The 16,128-nt window shown below is 61.2% G+C and carries 12 protein-coding genes and 4 pseudogenes; 7 read left to right on the forward strand and 9 right to left on the reverse strand.

Annotation, left to right across the window (positions count from 1 at the left end):
* Positions 1 to 255: 255 nt before the first annotated feature.
* Both P5703_RS09470 and mobH read left to right on the forward strand, forming a co-directional pair.
* Positions 256 to 592, forward strand: a pseudogene (locus P5703_RS09470) (IS66 family transposase); the annotation flags it as partial.
* Positions 590 to 2,038: pseudogene (mobH, locus tag P5703_RS09475) on the forward strand (MobH family relaxase); the annotation flags it as partial. The pseudogenes P5703_RS09470 and mobH, both read left to right, overlap by 3 nt.
* Before the next feature lie 79 nt (positions 2,039 to 2,117).
* On the opposite strand, the gene P5703_RS09480 reads toward mobH, so the two are convergent.
* The 3 genes from P5703_RS09480 to P5703_RS09490 form a co-directional block, all read right to left on the reverse strand.
* Positions 2,118 to 4,769, reverse strand: coding sequence for an excinuclease ABC subunit UvrA (locus tag P5703_RS09480; RefSeq protein WP_046618249.1), 2,652 nt, complete (start codon positions 4,767 to 4,769; stop codon positions 2,118 to 2,120).
* 25 nt (positions 4,770 to 4,794) lie between these two features.
* Positions 4,795 to 6,660, reverse strand: coding sequence for a Na+/H+ antiporter NhaA (nhaA, locus tag P5703_RS09485; protein WP_046618251.1), 1,866 nt, complete (start codon positions 6,658 to 6,660; stop codon positions 4,795 to 4,797).
* Between the two features lie 371 nt (positions 6,661 to 7,031).
* Positions 7,032 to 8,021 (reverse strand): zinc-dependent alcohol dehydrogenase family protein, encoded by a 990-nt coding sequence (locus P5703_RS09490; RefSeq protein ID WP_042927614.1) that lies wholly within the window; start codon positions 8,019 to 8,021, stop codon positions 7,032 to 7,034.
* A 140-nt stretch (positions 8,022 to 8,161) separates the two neighbouring features.
* On the opposite strand from P5703_RS09490, the gene P5703_RS09495 reads away from it, so the two are divergent.
* Together P5703_RS09495 and P5703_RS09500 are read left to right on the forward strand one after the other, a co-directional pair.
* Entirely contained in the window at positions 8,162 to 9,058 is an 897-nt protein-coding gene (locus P5703_RS09495) for a LysR family transcriptional regulator (RefSeq protein ID WP_013970892.1), read from the forward strand.
* Positions 9,059 to 9,234: 176 nt separating this feature from the next.
* Positions 9,235 to 9,432, forward strand: coding sequence for a hypothetical protein (locus P5703_RS09500; RefSeq protein ID WP_023082110.1), 198 nt, complete (start codon positions 9,235 to 9,237; stop codon positions 9,430 to 9,432).
* A gap of 617 nt (positions 9,433 to 10,049) precedes the next feature.
* Here P5703_RS09500 and P5703_RS09505 read toward each other — a convergent pair.
* Positions 10,050 to 10,352, reverse strand: a complete 303-nt coding sequence (locus P5703_RS09505; RefSeq protein ID WP_007182542.1) for a putative quinol monooxygenase — start codon at positions 10,350 to 10,352, stop codon at positions 10,050 to 10,052.
* A gap of 114 nt (positions 10,353 to 10,466) precedes the next feature.
* On the opposite strand from P5703_RS09505, the pseudogene P5703_RS24005 reads away from it, so the two are divergent.
* The 3 genes and pseudogenes from P5703_RS24005 to P5703_RS09515 all read left to right on the forward strand — a co-directional run.
* Positions 10,467 to 10,997, forward strand: a pseudogene (locus tag P5703_RS24005) (DJ-1/PfpI family protein); the annotation flags it as partial.
* Between the two features lie 123 nt (positions 10,998 to 11,120).
* Positions 11,121 to 11,429: a helix-turn-helix domain-containing protein gene (locus P5703_RS24010; protein ID WP_374367937.1), complete on the forward strand. Its 309-nt coding sequence runs from the start codon at positions 11,121 to 11,123 to the stop codon at positions 11,427 to 11,429.
* Positions 11,430 to 11,633: 204 nt separating this feature from the next.
* A pseudogene (locus tag P5703_RS09515) lies at positions 11,634 to 11,828 on the forward strand (transposase); the annotation flags it as partial.
* 103 nt (positions 11,829 to 11,931) lie between these two features.
* Here P5703_RS09515 and P5703_RS09520 read toward each other — a convergent pair.
* The 5 genes from P5703_RS09520 to P5703_RS09540 all read right to left on the reverse strand — a co-directional run bounded on the left by P5703_RS09520 (position 11,932) and on the right by P5703_RS09540 (position 16,091).
* Complete coding sequence (locus P5703_RS09520) at positions 11,932 to 13,266, reverse strand: DUF3422 family protein (protein WP_042927609.1); 1,335 nt, start codon at positions 13,264 to 13,266, stop codon at positions 11,932 to 11,934.
* 185 nt (positions 13,267 to 13,451) lie between these two features.
* On the reverse strand, positions 13,452 to 13,850 hold the full coding sequence (locus P5703_RS09525) for a VOC family protein (protein WP_017514589.1): 399 nt from the start codon (positions 13,848 to 13,850) through the stop codon (positions 13,452 to 13,454).
* Positions 13,851 to 13,893: 43 nt separating this feature from the next.
* Positions 13,894 to 15,003, reverse strand: coding sequence for an S-(hydroxymethyl)glutathione dehydrogenase/class III alcohol dehydrogenase (locus P5703_RS09530; protein ID WP_003291553.1), 1,110 nt, complete (start codon positions 15,001 to 15,003; stop codon positions 13,894 to 13,896).
* 59 nt (positions 15,004 to 15,062) lie between these two features.
* A complete protein-coding gene (locus P5703_RS09535) occupies positions 15,063 to 15,287 on the reverse strand; it encodes a metal-sensing transcriptional repressor (protein ID WP_013970887.1) in 225 nt (74 codons plus the stop codon).
* Positions 15,288 to 15,347: 60 nt separating this feature from the next.
* Entirely contained in the window at positions 15,348 to 16,091 is a 744-nt protein-coding gene (locus P5703_RS09540) for an SDR family oxidoreductase (protein WP_046618274.1), read from the reverse strand.
* Positions 16,092 to 16,128 lie beyond the last annotated feature (37 nt).

Genomic DNA, 16,128 nt, shown 5'->3' on the forward strand with positions numbered 1-16,128 from the left:
TTGTATTTCTGACTGATTTCAGTCTTTGCCGATGTCAAAAACAGCAATCTGACCAAATAACGATCAGATCATCCGAAGCTTCGAGTGATCGAATAGCATTACCAGTGATGCGGTGCGCGGAAAAAACGCTCCTATAGCAAAACTGCCACTTGACAACGCTGAAACCAGGGCTGTACACGCAAAAGACAGCACACTCCAGAGAGGGACGCGAAGCCCTTCAAGTGCTCTTCTACGGCCAACCTTCTTTAGGGGGGCAGCCGCCACGGCGTCGACATCCCACGCCAGCCCCTGGCGCGTTGGGTGATCCAAAGTGGCGAGCAACTGCAACCGTTGCTCAACCTGATGCGCGACAAGCTGCTGGACTACCCCGTGTTGCACTGCGACGAAACGCGCTTGCAGGTGCTGCATGAACCGGGACGCGACCCCTCGGCACAATCCTGGATGTGGGTGCAAAGCGGTGGGCCGCCGGACAAGCCGGTGATCCTTTTCGACTACACAGCCAGCCGCGCGCAGGAGGTGCCGCTACGCCTGCTCGATGGCTACCGCGGCTACCTGATGACCGACGACTACGCCGGTTACAACGCCGTGGCTGCACGACATCGGCAAGGTGGCCGTCGATCTGCTGGTCGAGCTGGCAGACGGCTCGCTGTGGCATCCCTGGCACGGCCCGCTGCACCAGTCGTACCGCTTCCGCTACCGCGAAGACCGCGAGTACCGGTTGCACAGCGCCGCAACAGGGCTGCTCTACCGCCAATTGCTCGATGGTCCGCTCCTAGACTGGCTCAGCGGCTATCCGTCTCTGTGGGCACCATTGCTCTACGTCTTGGCCGGGCAGTACGAGCACGCCGGCGTGCTGGGTGAACTGGTCGTGCAGGCTGATCGCGCTTCTGTGGCACAGGAACTGGGCGGCGATCCCGCGCGCGCCATGGCCGCGCCCAGGCACGCGCTGCAACGCAAGCTGCTGGACGGGCTGCGCTTCCTGCTCAAGGAACAGTTGAAGCTGAATCAGCCGGAAGCCTCCGATGGCTGGCTCACTGAGGATGGGCTGTGGCTGGTGAGCAAGACTGTCTCGGACAAGCTGCGCGCGCACCTGCTGTCTCAGGGGATCGACGGCATTCCTGCGAACAACACCGCCGTCTTCAACGTGCTGCAGGACCACGGCATGCTCCAGCCTACCTCAGACGGCAAGGCGGTCTGGCGCGCGACCGTGACCAGTGCGACCGGCTGGTCCTACTCGTTCACCCTGTTGCGCCTCGCGCCCGCGCTGATCTGGGAATCCGGCGAGCGGCCAGCGCTTTTCGCAGGCACGGTGGCGATCGACACGACGCCAGCGGAAATCAACGGCAGTGCACCAGGCACACCGCCCGCGGTCGTGGGGCAGCCAGCACCCGAAGGTCAGGAGACTCCCCCTTGGGAATGCCCTCGCAGCGATACCGCCTTGCCGACTGCGGCCCCGCCCGTGCCCGACGTCATGGAGGACATGCTGCCGATGGTTGGATTGGATGGCACGGCCGACATGGGGAAGAGTGAAGAGCCAGTGGAGAAAGTCCCTGCCCAGCCTGACGTTCCTGCCCCAACCACAGCCGCAGCGTCTCCCTTGCCACTTACCCCTGCGCCTGGACCTGCATCAACTCCAATAGTCGCGATACCATCCGGGGAGCATTTCATGACGTGGCTGCAACAGGGAGTCGCCGCGCGGCGACTCATCATCAACGACGCCAAGGCGCTCGTGCATACGGTGAGCGACACCGCCTACCTGGTCAGTCCCGGCGTGTTCCATCGCTATGCGCAGGAACATCCCCAGGTGGATGCGCTAGCCAGGCAGGACAAGCAACAGGATTGGCAGTGGGTGCAAAAGCGCTTTGAGAAACTGCAGCTACACCGCAAGCACTCAAATGGCCTGAACATTTGGACCTGTGAAGTCACGGGCCCGAGGAAGTCCCGCCGACTGCATGGCTACCTCCTCGAAAATGGGTCCTTGGTATTCGCCGAAATACCGCCCAACAATCCCTATCTTGCTTTGACTCAGGAAGGATGACGCGACTCGGGCAGCGACCGTCACCACCGTGTGGCGACGATCAATGCCCCGCGAAGCTGGCAACATTTGGCGAACTAAGCTACTCGACCCGCGCCAACTCCCGTGCAAGGAACGGAGCGGTTCGGCTGCCAGACTTTCGGGCCACCTGCTGAGGGGAACCCGCCACCACGATGCTGCCGCCGGCAGCGCCCGCGCCTGGCCCTACGTCGATCACCCAGTCGGCTTGGGCCACCGCACGCATGTCGTGCTCGATCATCACTACGGTATTGCTGGCATCGACCAGGCGCTGCAACTGCACCAGCAGCCGGTCGGCATCCGACGCGTGCAGCCCGGTGGTCGGCTCGTCGAGCACGTACAGGCTTCGGCCGCGCTGGCTGCGCTGAAGCTCGGTCGCCAGCTTGATGCGCTGCGCCTCGCCACCGGAAAGCTCAGTGGCCGGTTGCCCCAGGCGCAGATAGCCCAGTCCGATGTCGCGCAGCAGTTGCAGGGGCCTTGCCACCGCGTCTTCACCCGCGAAGAATTCGCTGGCATCGTCCACGGTCATCTGCAGCACCTCGGCGATGTTGCGCCCGTTCCACTGCACCTTCAGCGTGGCCTCGTTGTAGCGCGCGCCATGGCAGGTCGGGCACGGCGCGTACACGCTGGGCATGAACAGCAGTTCCACGCTAACGAAACCCTCGCCCTCGCAAGTCTCGCAGCGCCCCTTGGCGACGTTGAACGAGAACCGTCCGGCATCATAGCGGCGGCGTCGAGCATCGGGCGTGGCGGCGAACAGCTTGCGCACATGGTCGAACAGACCCGTGTAGGTAGCCAGGTTCGAGCGCGGCGTGCGCCCGATCGGCTTCTGGTCCACCTGCACCAGGCGCTGTATGGCGTCCACATCGCCCGCCAGATGACCGCCAGTCGCTTCGATCACCGCCGGCCCTTCGCTGGTGGCGCTTTCGGCCGCATCGTCTTCCGGCTCGTGGCCCAGGTGCAGCAGCACCAACTCCGGCAGGGCCTGCGCGACGAGGCTGGACTTGCCGGAGCCGGAGATACCGGTGACGGCCGTCAGCACGCCCAGCGGAATGCGTGCATCCACGCCATGCAGGTTGTGGCGGTGGATGCCCTGCAGTTCCAGCCAGCCGGTCGCTTCGCGTGCCCGGCTTCCCGGCGCGGGGATCTCCTCGAACAGATAGCGGGCGGTGCGCGATTCGGCAATCTTGCGCAGGCCATCCGGCTCGCCGCTGTAGAGCACGCGGCCGCCACGCTCCCCAGCATCCGGCCCGACATCCACGAGCCATTGCGCGCGGCGCATCAGGTCCAAGTCGTGCTCCACCACGAACACCGAGTTGCCGGCGTCGCGCAGCCGGTCGAGTGCGTCGTACAGGGCCTGGCTATCGGAGGGGTGCAGGCCCGCGGAGGGCTCGTCGAGCACGTACACGACACCGAACAGCAGGGAACTCAATTGCGTGGCCAGCCGCAGGCGCTGCAACTCGCCGGCCGAAAGCGTCGGCGTGGCCCGGTCCAGCGTCAGGTAGCCCAGGCCTAGCTCGCGCAGTTGGCGCAGGCGCGCCATCACGCCTCCAGCCAGGCGCTGCGCGGCGAGGCGCTTTTCTTCCGATAGCGCCGAGGTGCGGCGCACGTCGGGCGATACCGCATGGACGGCGCGACCGGAGGCCGCGCGTTCGGCACGGTCGCGTCGGGTCGCTTCCTTGTCCGTAGCCGCCCCCGCTGCATGGGCGCGGAAATCGCCCTGGGCGATGGGTTCGAGCAAGGCCGCCAACTGGTCCAGCGGCATCTGCATGAACGCGCCGATGTCCACGCCGGCGAAGGTGACCGACAGCGCCTCGGGCTTGAGCCGCTTGCCGTGGCAGGTGGGGCACGGTTTGCCCTCCATGAACCGGGACACGCGCTTTCTCATCAGCGCGCTCTGGGTGTTGGCAAAGGTGTGCATCACATACCGCCGGGCGCCGGTGAAGGTGCCCATGTAGCTCGGCTCCATCTTGCGCTTGAGCGCGGCGCGGGTTTCGGCGGGCGTGAAGCCGGCGTACACCGGCACCGTCGGTGTTTCCTCGGTGAACAGAATCCACTCGCGATCCTTTTTCGGCAGGTCCTTCCACGGCCGGTCAACGTCGTAGCCCATGCTGACCAGGATGTCGCGCAGGTTCTGGCCCTGCCAGGCGGGTGGCCAGGAAGCAATCGCCCGCTCACGGATGCTCAGGGAGGGGTCGGGCACCATGATCGCCTCGGTCACCTCGTACACATGACCCAAGCCGTGGCAGGTCGGGCACGCCCCCTGCGGCGTGTTCGGCGAAAAATCCTCGGCGTACAGCATCGGCTGGTTGGCGGGATAGGCGCCGGCGCGCGAATACATCATCCGCACCAGGCTGGACAGGGTGGTCACACTGCCCACGGAGGAACGCGCATTGCTGGACCCCCGCTGCTGCTGCAGCGCCACCGCTGGTGGCAGGCCGTCGATCGCATCTACGTCCGGCACGCCCGCCTGGTCGATCAGGCGCCGTGCATAGGGGGCCACCGACTCAAAGTAGCGTCGCTGCGCCTCGGCATAGATGGTGCCGAAGGCCAGCGAGGACTTCCCGGAGCCGGAGACACCCGAGAACACCACCAGCGCATTCCGCGGGATGGAGACGTCCACCTCTTTGAGGTTGTTCTCGCGCGCGCCACGCACCTGCACGAGGCCGCTGGCTGCAGCGGTACAAGAGGATTCACCGAAAGAATTGCTTGGCATGTTCTTATCCTGTAGTTCGCCCCGCTCAGGACGGGACTTCCTGAGTGCGAGGGCCGCGGCGACTGGCTTCGAGCACTGCGGTGAGAGTGCGGGCGTCGTAACTGCCGAGCAGACGACGCCCCTCGATGAAGAACGTAGGAGTGACGTGCGCACCGCTGGCGACCGCGCTGACGAGGTCACGCTCAACACGCTCTATCACTGCGGGACTGTCGAGATCCGCGATGAACCGATCGATGTCAAGACCCAGCTCGGCGGCGTAGCCGATCAAGTCCTCTCGCTCCAGCGCATGCTGACGGGTGAACACGAAGTCCAGCCACGGCCAGAACATCCCCTGGTTCGATGCCGCCTCGGACGCCCGCGCGGCGATCGGCCCGTGGGGGTGGTGCGGCAACTGGCGCACCACATACCGCAGGTCGTCCCCGAAGTGGGCGCGCAGATCGTCCCACGAACCGGTGGCGTGTGCACAGTACGCGCACTCGAAGTCAACGTACTCCACGAGCGTGAGCTGGGCGTCCTCCGGACCGCGGATGTGATCGACCTCCGGATCGACTGGTGGCTCAAGTACCATCGGCAAATCGGCAGTCTCCTCCCCCCACTTGAGAGCGGCGACCTTGAATATGAGCCACCCCAGCAACGTGGCGAGTACCATCGACACGAGCACCCCGACCGTCGCCTGGCGGCCCAGGTTAGAGGTCGTACCGAACGCGAGCCCGATGATGAGCAGCGACACGGTGAAACCGATCCCGGACAGCGCCGCACCACCGAACACGCTCCCCATCCCGACGCCCATCGGCAGGCGCCCCAGTCCGAGGCGGACTGCGGCTAGAGTGATGAGCCCGATGCCTAGAAGCTTACCGAGCACGAGTCCCGAGATGACGCCCCAGGTCACGGGCGAGCCGAAGGCCTCAGCGAGCAACCCGCCACGCAGATCCACCCCGGCGTTCGCCAAGGCGAACACCGGCACGATCAGCAGTGCCGCCGGAAGCCGCAGGAACTCGTGCAGCCGCTCGTTCACAGAGATACCGCGGGATAGTCCGCGGTCCACCGCGTGGGCCGATGCGGCACTCGGAGACTGCCAGAAGTCACGGAACAGTTGTCTTGCCGCGACGACTTTGTGACGCTGCGTCGCGTAGGCGGGGATCAGGAGCCCCGCAGCCATCCCGGCCAGGGAGGCATGGATGCCGGAGTACACGGTCGCGAACCACAGCACGATCACGATCAACACATACGGCGTCGCCCGCCACTGGCGGGTGCGCCCCAACAACCACAATCCAACGAGGCTGGCGAGGGCGATAAGCAACGGGACGATCCGGATCTCCTCGCTATAGACGATGCCGATGATGGACACTGCGAGGAAGTCATCGACCACGGTCAGGGTGAGCAGGAACACGCGCAACTGACCCGATAGCCGCGGGCCGACGATCGCCAAGGTGCCCAGCATGAACGCCGTATCGGTGCCGACCACCGCACCCCACCCGTGCAGGCCCTCACTTCCGGCTAGTTTCACGATCAGGACATACACCAGCGCGGGAAGCACGACTCCCGTGACCCCCGCGATCAGGGCGAGGCGGGCACGGCTGCGGTCACGGAGCGATCCGTGGGCGAACTCCTGACGCACCTCCAGTCCGATCAGGAAGAAGAAGACGACCATCAGGCCGTCGTTGACCCAGTGATGCAGATCCATGTGTAGGCGCAGTGGCCCGAAGTTGAACCCGACGTCTAGGTGCCACAACTCGAAATAGGCGTTAGATAGCGGCGAGTTCGCCCACACGAGCGCCACAACCGTGACGATCACCAGCAGCACCGCAGCGCCAGACTCCGTGCGTAGATAGTGGGCAACGCGTCTCCGTCTGATATGCGCCGAGGACTCACCGAAAGAAGAGGCTGGCATGTGCTTATCCTGTAGTTTGTGAGATCACGATGGGCAGGTTTCGGATGGACCGATCAGGCGTCCGCCTCTGGCGGCGTCTCATCATCGAGCGAGCGCAGCCAAGCGAGTCTTTCTCCCAGCCTGCGCTCAACACCTCTGTCCGTTGGCTGATACCAACCCGGCCGCGCCACGCCCTCGGGAAAATAGGTTTGCCCAGCGGCATAAAAGGCTAGAAATGGTGTCCACTTAAATCAGGTGGACACCATCGCCTTTGGCGTCGGGGCCAAGAAGGTGTGTTGGCCGGACGGATACACAGAATCGGCCAAAAGCGGTCATCAGGGCTGGCTTGAGTCGGGGCCGAAGGATTACGCTCTCAGCCCCATAATTGCTGGTCAGACAGTTACCACGATCTTGCCGATCTGCTGATTGGCTTCAAGGAAACGATGGGCATCCTGGATGTCGCTAAGTGTGAATGTCTTTGCGATGATCGGGCGCAACGCACCGGACTCCAACCCTTGCAGAATAAAAGCCTTTGCTCTCTCTAGGGCTTCAGGGTCGGCCACAATCTCTGCGTAGAGATAGCCCTTCAAAGTCAGGCTTTTGCCCAGCACGGTAAACAGTGGGAATGGTGTCGGTTCAGAGCTAAGTGCGCCGTACTCCAGCAAAATTCCGCCCCGCGCCATGCTCTGCGTGAGAGGTTCCAAGGACGGCCCGCCTACAGGATCGAATACAACGCGAGCGCCTTGACCGGCAGTTATCGTCATAACACGCTCGACGATATCCTCTTCATCGCTGACGATGACATGCGCAGCGCCTGCATCAAGTAGGGCTTGCTTCTTCGCGTGAGTTCGAGTGATCGCAATCGATGTGGCGCCGACCATACGAGCCATTTGGAAGGCGGCCAAGCCAACACTGCTTGACGCGGCGGTAACGATGACAAAATCGCCCTGACGTAGCTTCGCCTGTTCAATCAATCCCCCCCAGGCGGTGACGTACTGCATCCAAGACGCCGCAGCCTCTTCAAAGGACAAGTTCTCAGGGCTCTTTACCACCAGGTGGGCCGGTACATTGGCCAACTCGCCGTAGGTGCCCCAGCGAGCAATATCCAGAGGTGGGATCAGAGCGACCGAGTCACCAATCGTGATCTCGGTTACGTCGCTCCCAACTGCCGTTACGATGCCTGCGGCCTCGTAGCCTAAGCGGCTGGGGAACTCCGCTTCTTGTAGGTATGCGTGATTGCGGAACATCACTTCGGCTCGGTTCAAGCCAAAAGCTTTAACACTAATTTGCACCTCGTTTGCTGCTGGTGCCGATACTTCCAGATCTTCCAGCTTCAGAACGCTGGCGTCACCGTATTCATGAATTCTGACAATGCGTGCCATCATAAATACCTCGTTTATCAATGGGCCTCGACGTACATCCGGAAGGTATCCGGGCACTCGAAAGGTGACAAAAATTTAGTCATTGGTTGGCGCTAGATAAATGCCTACGATGGCGTATTACTAGAAACAGAGTGTTTATAATGGATCGCCTGACCCAGATGGCCACGTTCGTCAAAACAGTTGAGCTGGGTTCATTCAGCGCCGCTGCGGACGACCTGAATCTGTCCCCTCAATTGGTAGGGAAACAGGTGAAAATGCTCGAACAACATCTGGGTGTTTCCCTGCTGCACCGGACTACGCGCAGGCAAAGCCTCACCGACTTCGGCAGGGCGTTCTACCCGCGAGCAAAACTGATCCTTGCAGACATGCAGTCTGCCGAGAGCCTGGCTGCCCTCACTCGGGGCACACCAAGCGGCCGCCTTCGCATCAACGCGCCGGTCACGTTCGGAATCCGCACGCTTTCGCCACGCCTGCTGGAATACATGGTTCGGTATCCTCAGGTGTCTGTTGACCTAACGTTATCGAACGAACTGGTCGATATCGTTGATGATGGTTACGACGTGGTATTTCGCATCGGCGAGCTGGCGAGCAGTGGGTTGAAGGCATTGCCACTGGAGCCCTATCAGATGGTTTTATGCGCTGCGCCGTCCTATCTTGCACGTCGCCCTCCCATCATCAATCCGTGGGATCTACAGCAGCAGGAATGTCTGGGGTTTACCTATTCTGATGGCCGCTCACACTGGAGCTTCGACAGCCCGGAGGGGCGTATAGATGTTCCTATTACAAGCAAATTAACGATCAATCAAGGTGATCCACTGCTGGCAGCGGCTGTAGCTGGTCTAGGCGTGGTTCTACAGCCGATAGAGTTGGTTAGCGATGCACTGCGCGATGGGACACTGGTGCGTCTGTTGCCGCAGTACCCGGTGCCGAATACCGCAATGCACATCCTCTATGCCCCTGACCGAAGAATGACTCCAAAGCTGCGCAGCTTCTTGGAGTTTGCGCGTGAGGCTTTTGGGCAGCGAGGCCCTCTCTAACGCACGAAAATCAATGTCTGCGCTATCCGGTATTCGTAAAGGACGACGATTACCGTGGCTCACCGGATATGACCAAGCACCCCTTGCTGAGGAAGTACCTGCTGTAGCACTTCGCGGCGGAAGTCGAAGAACTGAAAGATGCCATGTTCGTTGGCTTGGGGCCGTAGGTCCAGAGCGTGCTGGACCGCCTGATCCAGGAGCGGGTTCTGAATCCCGACCGGGTGATTGCCGGCATGCTGCACCCCTCCGGAAACTGCACCTACCGGATCAACTACCTCATCGGCGACAGAAGCGCGCTGGTCCCGCACGCCACCAGCCCTGTGCCTTACGACCAGGTCCGGCGAGCATTTCGGGAGCGGTTCGTCACCGCCTGATCGAACGTCGGATGAGTGGATGCTGACGCGGGTTCAATTCCCAAACGGGAATAGAACTGGCGCCCTGTCTGATGCGCTCGGTTGGTGACCCGACCAGGGCAGAACTGGTAGGATTGCGGGCATCAAGGCCCGGATTCCGCACCTTTCCGCAGGAGTTTGCAGCGGTCGCAAGGCGCTGAGTTACATAGGTTTGGCGCAGGGTTCCACCCCACCGAGCCCCTGCAGGAGTTCGAATCGTTACGCCCCCCCAGAAACCCTCACTAGCCCGAACGGCCCGGTGCTAGGTCGTTGATTTTCAACAAATCGCTCGATCGATCCGCGCTTGCGGACTGCGGACTTCCAATGGGCCGGAAATCTGGCTCGCCCAGACGGCTCTCGGTACCGACACGTTGCAAACAGTCGGTACTTCTCGATAACTACCCGACGAATCGGAACATCACAGCCAGCCCTGATGTTGCCCCTGCTTGCTGACGCAGCTTGGAAGTTCTGGCTGCAATATTGCCCCCCGTCGCTGTGGAAGGTAGCTCCCTGGGCAAGTGCAATCGAGGGGGGGATCGCTGCGTAGAGCTTGTGCCCCCCATCCTGCAGCGTGACCTGATTGGGTCAAGGCCGGGTTGTCATGCAGGCAGTTTGGCTGCAAGCAGTTCGACCTTCTCGATATTGGGCGGAGAACTGAGCAAGGTCGCGGCGTTGGCCATCAAGGCCGCGGCGATCTGGCCGTTCAGATGTGCTTGGCGACCTGCCTCATCGGCAAAGGCATCGAACACACCGAACGTCGAAGGGCCAAACTTCAATGCGAACCAGGCAGTGGTGCCGGACTCGGCGTTGGCGAGCGGCAGTGCGCTGGCCAGGAAGTCGGCAAGCGCAGCCTCCTGGCCGGGTTTGGCTTCGAGGCGAACAAACAGGGCGAGCTTGGTCATACTGTAATCCTTTGGGTAACTGGGTTAGATGAATGGATCGACGAGCCTGCAGTCTAAGTCTTCATGACAGCCATCTCTATAGACAATAATGACAACATTGATATCATTGTTGCCATGAAAATCCACATCCTTGTTTGTGATGGCGTGTTTGATCTGGGGCTTGCGGCGCTCACCGACACAGTGGGCTTGGCCAATGCGATGTCGGGCTCGCTGCCACAGGCTCCCGCGCACATAGAGCTCACGCTGGTGGGCGTGCGGCGTCGCATCCGAACTGCGCAAGGCTTGACGGTCCCCGTGGTCACTGCGCGTGGTGTGCCGGAACCAGACGTCGTGCTCGTGCCCGCGTTTGGTGAAAAGATGCCTGACACGCTCTCGGCTCGGCTCACACGCCCCGACGTGCCCGATGCGGTCGCCGTGCTACAGCAGTGGTCCACCGCTGGCGCGCACCTTGGTGCCGCCTGCTCCGGTAGTTTCTTGCTTGCAGAGAGTGGCCTGCTTGATGGGCATCGTGCGACGACGTCATGGTGGCTGGGGCCGATGTTTCGGCAGCGCTATCCGAACGTCACGCTGGACGAGTCACGCATGATCGTGAACTCGACACGCTTCACTACCGCGGGTGCCGCTTTGGCCCACGTCGACCTGGCCTTGCGCATCATCCGGGGGCGCAGTCCGGCGCTGGCGGCCCTAGTAGCACGCTATCTGCTGGTCGAGGCACGCAGTTCGCAAGCCGAGTTCGTGATTCCCGACCACCTTGCGCATGCCGACCCGATGGTGGAGCGCTTCGAGTCCTGGGCCAGAAGTCAGCTCGCGAAGGGGTTCTCGCTGGCCGAGGCGGCCAGCGCCGCGGGCACAAGCGAGCGCACCTTGGCGCGGCGGCTGCAAAGCGTTTTGGGCAAGACACCGTTGTCGTATTTCCAGGACCTGCGCGTGGAGCATGCCGTCCATCTCTTGCGCACCGGAAACGCGAGCGTCGACCAAGTCGCCGCACAGGTCGGGTACTCGGATGGGGTGACCCTGCGGGCCCTGTTGCGCCGCAAGCTGGGCCGGGGTGTCAGGGAGTTGCGACGCGGTGGATGACCAGAGGCGTTTGGTGTATGTACAGCTGGAGACCGCCGGGAAACTGACGCAGGCCAAACGGCGCATTTGGACCTGATAAAACTACTGCGCCACGTTATTTGAACTGGTTTGCTAGGGTCTGTTGCCATTTCGCGCTAACCCATTGATCTATAAGAGCAAGCCCGTATCGTTGAAGCTCTGACCCAACATCGATACGAGCTTGCAATGCCCCGATTACTGCTCAGCGATGAGCATTGGTCGAAGCTGCGGGAAATTCTGCTGCACAAGGCCATCTACAACAAGCGTGATCTACGAATGACCGTGGAGGGCATGCTGTACCGCATGCGCACGGGATGTCCCTGGAGAGACCTGCCCAAGGCGTTTGGCTACTGGAATAAGGTCTACAAACGCTTCAATGCAGGCCGCAGCGGTACAAGAGGATTCACCGAAAGAATTGCTTGGCATGTTGTTCTCCTCTGTTCAAACGGACGGCGCAGCTATCGCGCGCCAGGACGGCAGCTCGTCAGGAAGATTTCTCTTCCGCCGCCGTGTCGCTGTGGGCGTGTCTTATCCTGCGGACGATCCACCAGATCGTCAGCATCACCGCAGGTACCAGAACCGCCATCACCGGCGCCACGCTGTCGTGAACGATCGGAATGCCCTTGAGCAGGTAGCCGAGAAGACTCACGACGTAATAAGAAATTGCCGCGACCGACAGGCCTTCGACGGTTTGCTGAAGGCGCAATTGCAACTTGGCCCGGTTGTTCATCGAAGCCAGCAGATCGCGGTTCTGGCGTTCAAGTTCGACGTCGATCCACGAACGCAGCAACGCGATGGCTCGGGTCAGTTTGTCGGAGAGCTTGGCCTGGCGCTCCTTTACGGATTGGCACTCCCGCATGGCTGGAGCGATGCGACGCTGCAGGAAATCCGCCCAGGTGCTGTATCCGGATACGGCCACTTCTGAAAGCGCAGCCAGCCTTTCCTCGACGATCTCGTAGTAGGCACGGCTGGCGCCGAAGCGATAGAGATTTGCCGCGACGCCAGCTTCCAGTTCGGCGGCCAGACCTGTCAATTCGGAAAGCAGCACGTCGCTATCGCGGCGTTCTACCAAATTCGTACACATCTCGTCAGTGATCGCAGCAAGGCGCGACTCCATGTGTCGCAGCTCCGACGTCATCGATCGCGTCAACGGCAGAGACAGCAACGCCAAGGTACGGTACGTCTCGATCTCCAATAGAAGTTGAGCCAGCGCACCTGCCCGCGCCGGGGTCAAATCACGAGCAAGGATGAGGATCTGCGTCAGGCCATCCTCATCCTGTCGGAAGTCGGTCAAGATGGCGGCAGAGCCGTTCTCTACCAACGAGTAGCACAGGCTGGCAGGATCGAAGCGATCAGCCTCCTTCTCCGTTTCTGGTATCCACGGAAGAAGTCTCAAGCGGATGCCGGATATGACCGGGCCCGGAGGAACAAATCCATGTTTGAAGGGATTTTCTCCGCAAGGCTCTCCCGTCTTGGAATCCAGCGAAGCGCACCAGAGATACGTAGAGAACTCGGTGTGCTTTTCACAGTGAAGGTCTCCCTCATCCCATGTCATGCCGTGTAGCGGCGTAGCGTGGTCGGGCTCGGCAACGCCGAAGCGATGAGACAACTCGCTCATCGCCATCTGATCCCTGGTCTGGTCACCTTCGGTCATGAAAGCGAGCTGCAATATACCGCGGGGGGCCTCAAGCAACAGATGCGGGCGCGCATGCACTTCACCCACGGCTGCAGCACGATCGGCATAAGCCGGCATGCCGTACACGGTGGCGGTTGGGGTGGGTTGTACGGTCGTCGTATTGATATTGGCCGGCTCTTTCATAACGACCTCATTTCTCATTGGTTGAAAAGCACGCTTCAAAACAAATGCCCGCAGCCATGCGTTTCACACATGGCTGCGGGCCGATCTTCATGAGCATGCACCGCGTTACGCAGTCCGTCTAACAGGCTCGCCGTATAATAGAGGCTTGTGCTGACCCTGTCAGAACGCTCTCAGCTTCCTTGCTTTCAGACGAAGGTGTACGAGCAGACCTTGTTGCCCGCCGGATCACGCAGGTAGGCCGCATAGGCACCCGGCAGGTGACCACGTGCGCCAGGTTGGCCCTCGTCAGTGCCGCCTGCGGCAAGGCCGGCGGCGTGGAAGGCATCCACTTCAGCGGGAGTGGCGGCCGCAAAGCCGATCGTCACGCCGTTACTGGAAGGCGCTTCACCATTGCCCGGGCGGGCGATGATGAAAGCCGGCTTTTCGCGACCGAAAAGTACCCATCCGTTGTTGAAAGGACCGAGGTTCTTGATGCCAAGAGCACCCAGAGCGGCGTCGTAGAACGCGACCGACTTCTGAAGGTCGGCAGCGCCGATAAAGATGTGCGAAAAGATGCCATCGCCAGAAATGACAGGAGTGGACATGATTAATTTCCTTGGTGGTTGGCGTTGAATGGGTAGTGGGCGGTCAGTAGTGGATCACCGTGCGAATCGACTTGCCTTCATGCATCAGGTCGAAGGCCTTGTTGATGTCGTCGAGGCCCATGGTGTGGGTGACGAACGGGGCGAGATCGATCTCGCCTTTCATTGCGTCCTCCACCATGCCGGGAAGTTGAGTGCGGCCCTTGACCCCGCCGAAAGCCGAGCCCTTCCAGGTGCGACCGGTGATCAACTGGAACGGGCGCGTCGAAATTTCCTTGCCTGCACCAGCCACGCCGATGACGATCGACTGGCCCCAGCCACGATGTGCTGCTTCCAGTGCCGAGCGCATCACGTTGACGTTGCCGATGCACTCGAAGGTGTGATCGACACCCCAACCGGTCATCTCGATGAGAACCTCGTGAATCGGCTTGTCGAAGTCCTTCGGGTTGAGGCATTCGGTCGCGCCGAAGGTACGAGCCAGCTCGAACTTCGCTGGATTGGTGTCGATGGCGATGATGCGACCTGCCTTGGCCTGGCGTGCCCCCTGAATTGCAGCGAGCCCGATGCCGCCGAGGCCGAAGATGGCCACAGAGTCACCCGGCTGAACCTTGGCCGTGTTGTGAACAGCGCCGATGCCGGTGGTCACACCGCAACCCAGCAGGCAGACATGCTCGGGATTGGCGTCCGGGTTGATCTTGGCCAGCGAGACTTCGGCCACCACCGTGTATTCGCTGAAGGTCGAGCAGCCCATGTAGTGGTAGATCGGCTGGCCGTTGTAGCTGAAGCGGGTGGTGCCATCGGGCATCACGCCCTTGCCCTGGGTGGCGCGCACCGCCACGCACAGGTTGGTCTTGCCGCTCTTGCAGAACAGGCACTCACCGCACTCGGCGGTGTACAGCGGGATCACGTGGTCACCCGGCTTGACCGAGGTCACGCCCTCGCCGACCTCGACCACGATGCCGGCGCCCTCATGGCCCAGCACCGCCGGGAACACGCCTTCCGGGTCCTCGCCCGACAGGGTGAAGGCGTCGGTATGGCAAACGCCGGTATTCGTGATCCTGACAAGCACCTCGCCCTTGCGCGGCGGCTCGACGTCGATCTCGACGATTTCCAGTGGCTTTCCAGGCCCGAAGGCAACTGCTGCACGTGATTTCATGATGTCGCTTCCTTTACTAGCTAACTAAATTTTCCCTCACCGAGGGCACCCTGGTGCCTCTACCGCAGGTAGGAGCGGACGATGGAGATGGTCTCGTCAATGGACTTGTTCTGCGAATCGCTCCTGATTTCGCTACTGGGAAACTCTTCCCGTAGATAGCTCTCCATAACCGTTGCCATCAATCCGTTGTCAGCCCCACGAACAGCTGCAAGCTGCTGAAGAATTGCAGGGCATTCAGCACCTGCATCGAGCGCTTGCTTCTTTTCTTCCGGGCCATGTGGCACTCACCGCTTTTCACTCCAGATAAGCGGGGCCTGACGCCGAAGAGACAGGCCCTCAACTCATTAGAATTCCTGCACGGTTGGGCGCAGAACGATCTCGTTAATATCCACGTCAGCAGGCTGCTCAATTGCGAAGGCGATAGCTCGAGCGACCGATTCGGCGGGAATTGCATGCTTGTAGAAGTCCACCACGAAATCGCGGCTCTGTTGGTGGGTGCTGCCGAATTTCAGTTCGGAGTCCACGGCGCCCGGTTCGATAGTCGTGGTGCGGATGCTGCCACCGACTTCGTGACGCAGTCCTTCGGAGATAGCCCGCACAGCAAACTTGGTGCCGCTGTACACGGTGCCACCTGGGCTAAACACCTTCAGGCCTGCAACCGATGCGATGTTGATGAAGTGACCACTGTTTTGTTTCTGGAAGACTGGCAATGCAGCCGCGACTCCGTACAGCAGACCCTTGATGTTGATATCGATCATGCGATCCCACTCGTCAGTGCGAGCATCGCTGAGCGGTGCAATCGCCATCAGTCCGGCATTGTTGACCAGTACATCAATGCGACCGTAGGTGTCCACGGCACCTTGAATGAGCGTTTTGACCTCTTCCTGAGAGGTAACATCGGTCTGATACGCGATTGCCTGACCACCTGCATTGATCAGCTCAGCCACCAATGCGTCGAGTTTATCTTTGCGACGTGCAGCCAGCACTACGCGAGCGCCAAGCGCAGCAAGGTGGCGCGCAGTAACCTCACCCAGGCCGCTACTGGCACCGGTGATAACGACAACTTTTCCAGAAATGTTATTGCTCATGCTGAGAACCTCATCGGCGGGTTTGTACTTCGCCATG

The organism is Stutzerimonas sp. FeSN7, assembly GCF_030263795.1.
GTDB classification, from domain to species: domain Bacteria; phylum Pseudomonadota; class Gammaproteobacteria; order Pseudomonadales; family Pseudomonadaceae; genus Stutzerimonas; species Stutzerimonas stutzeri.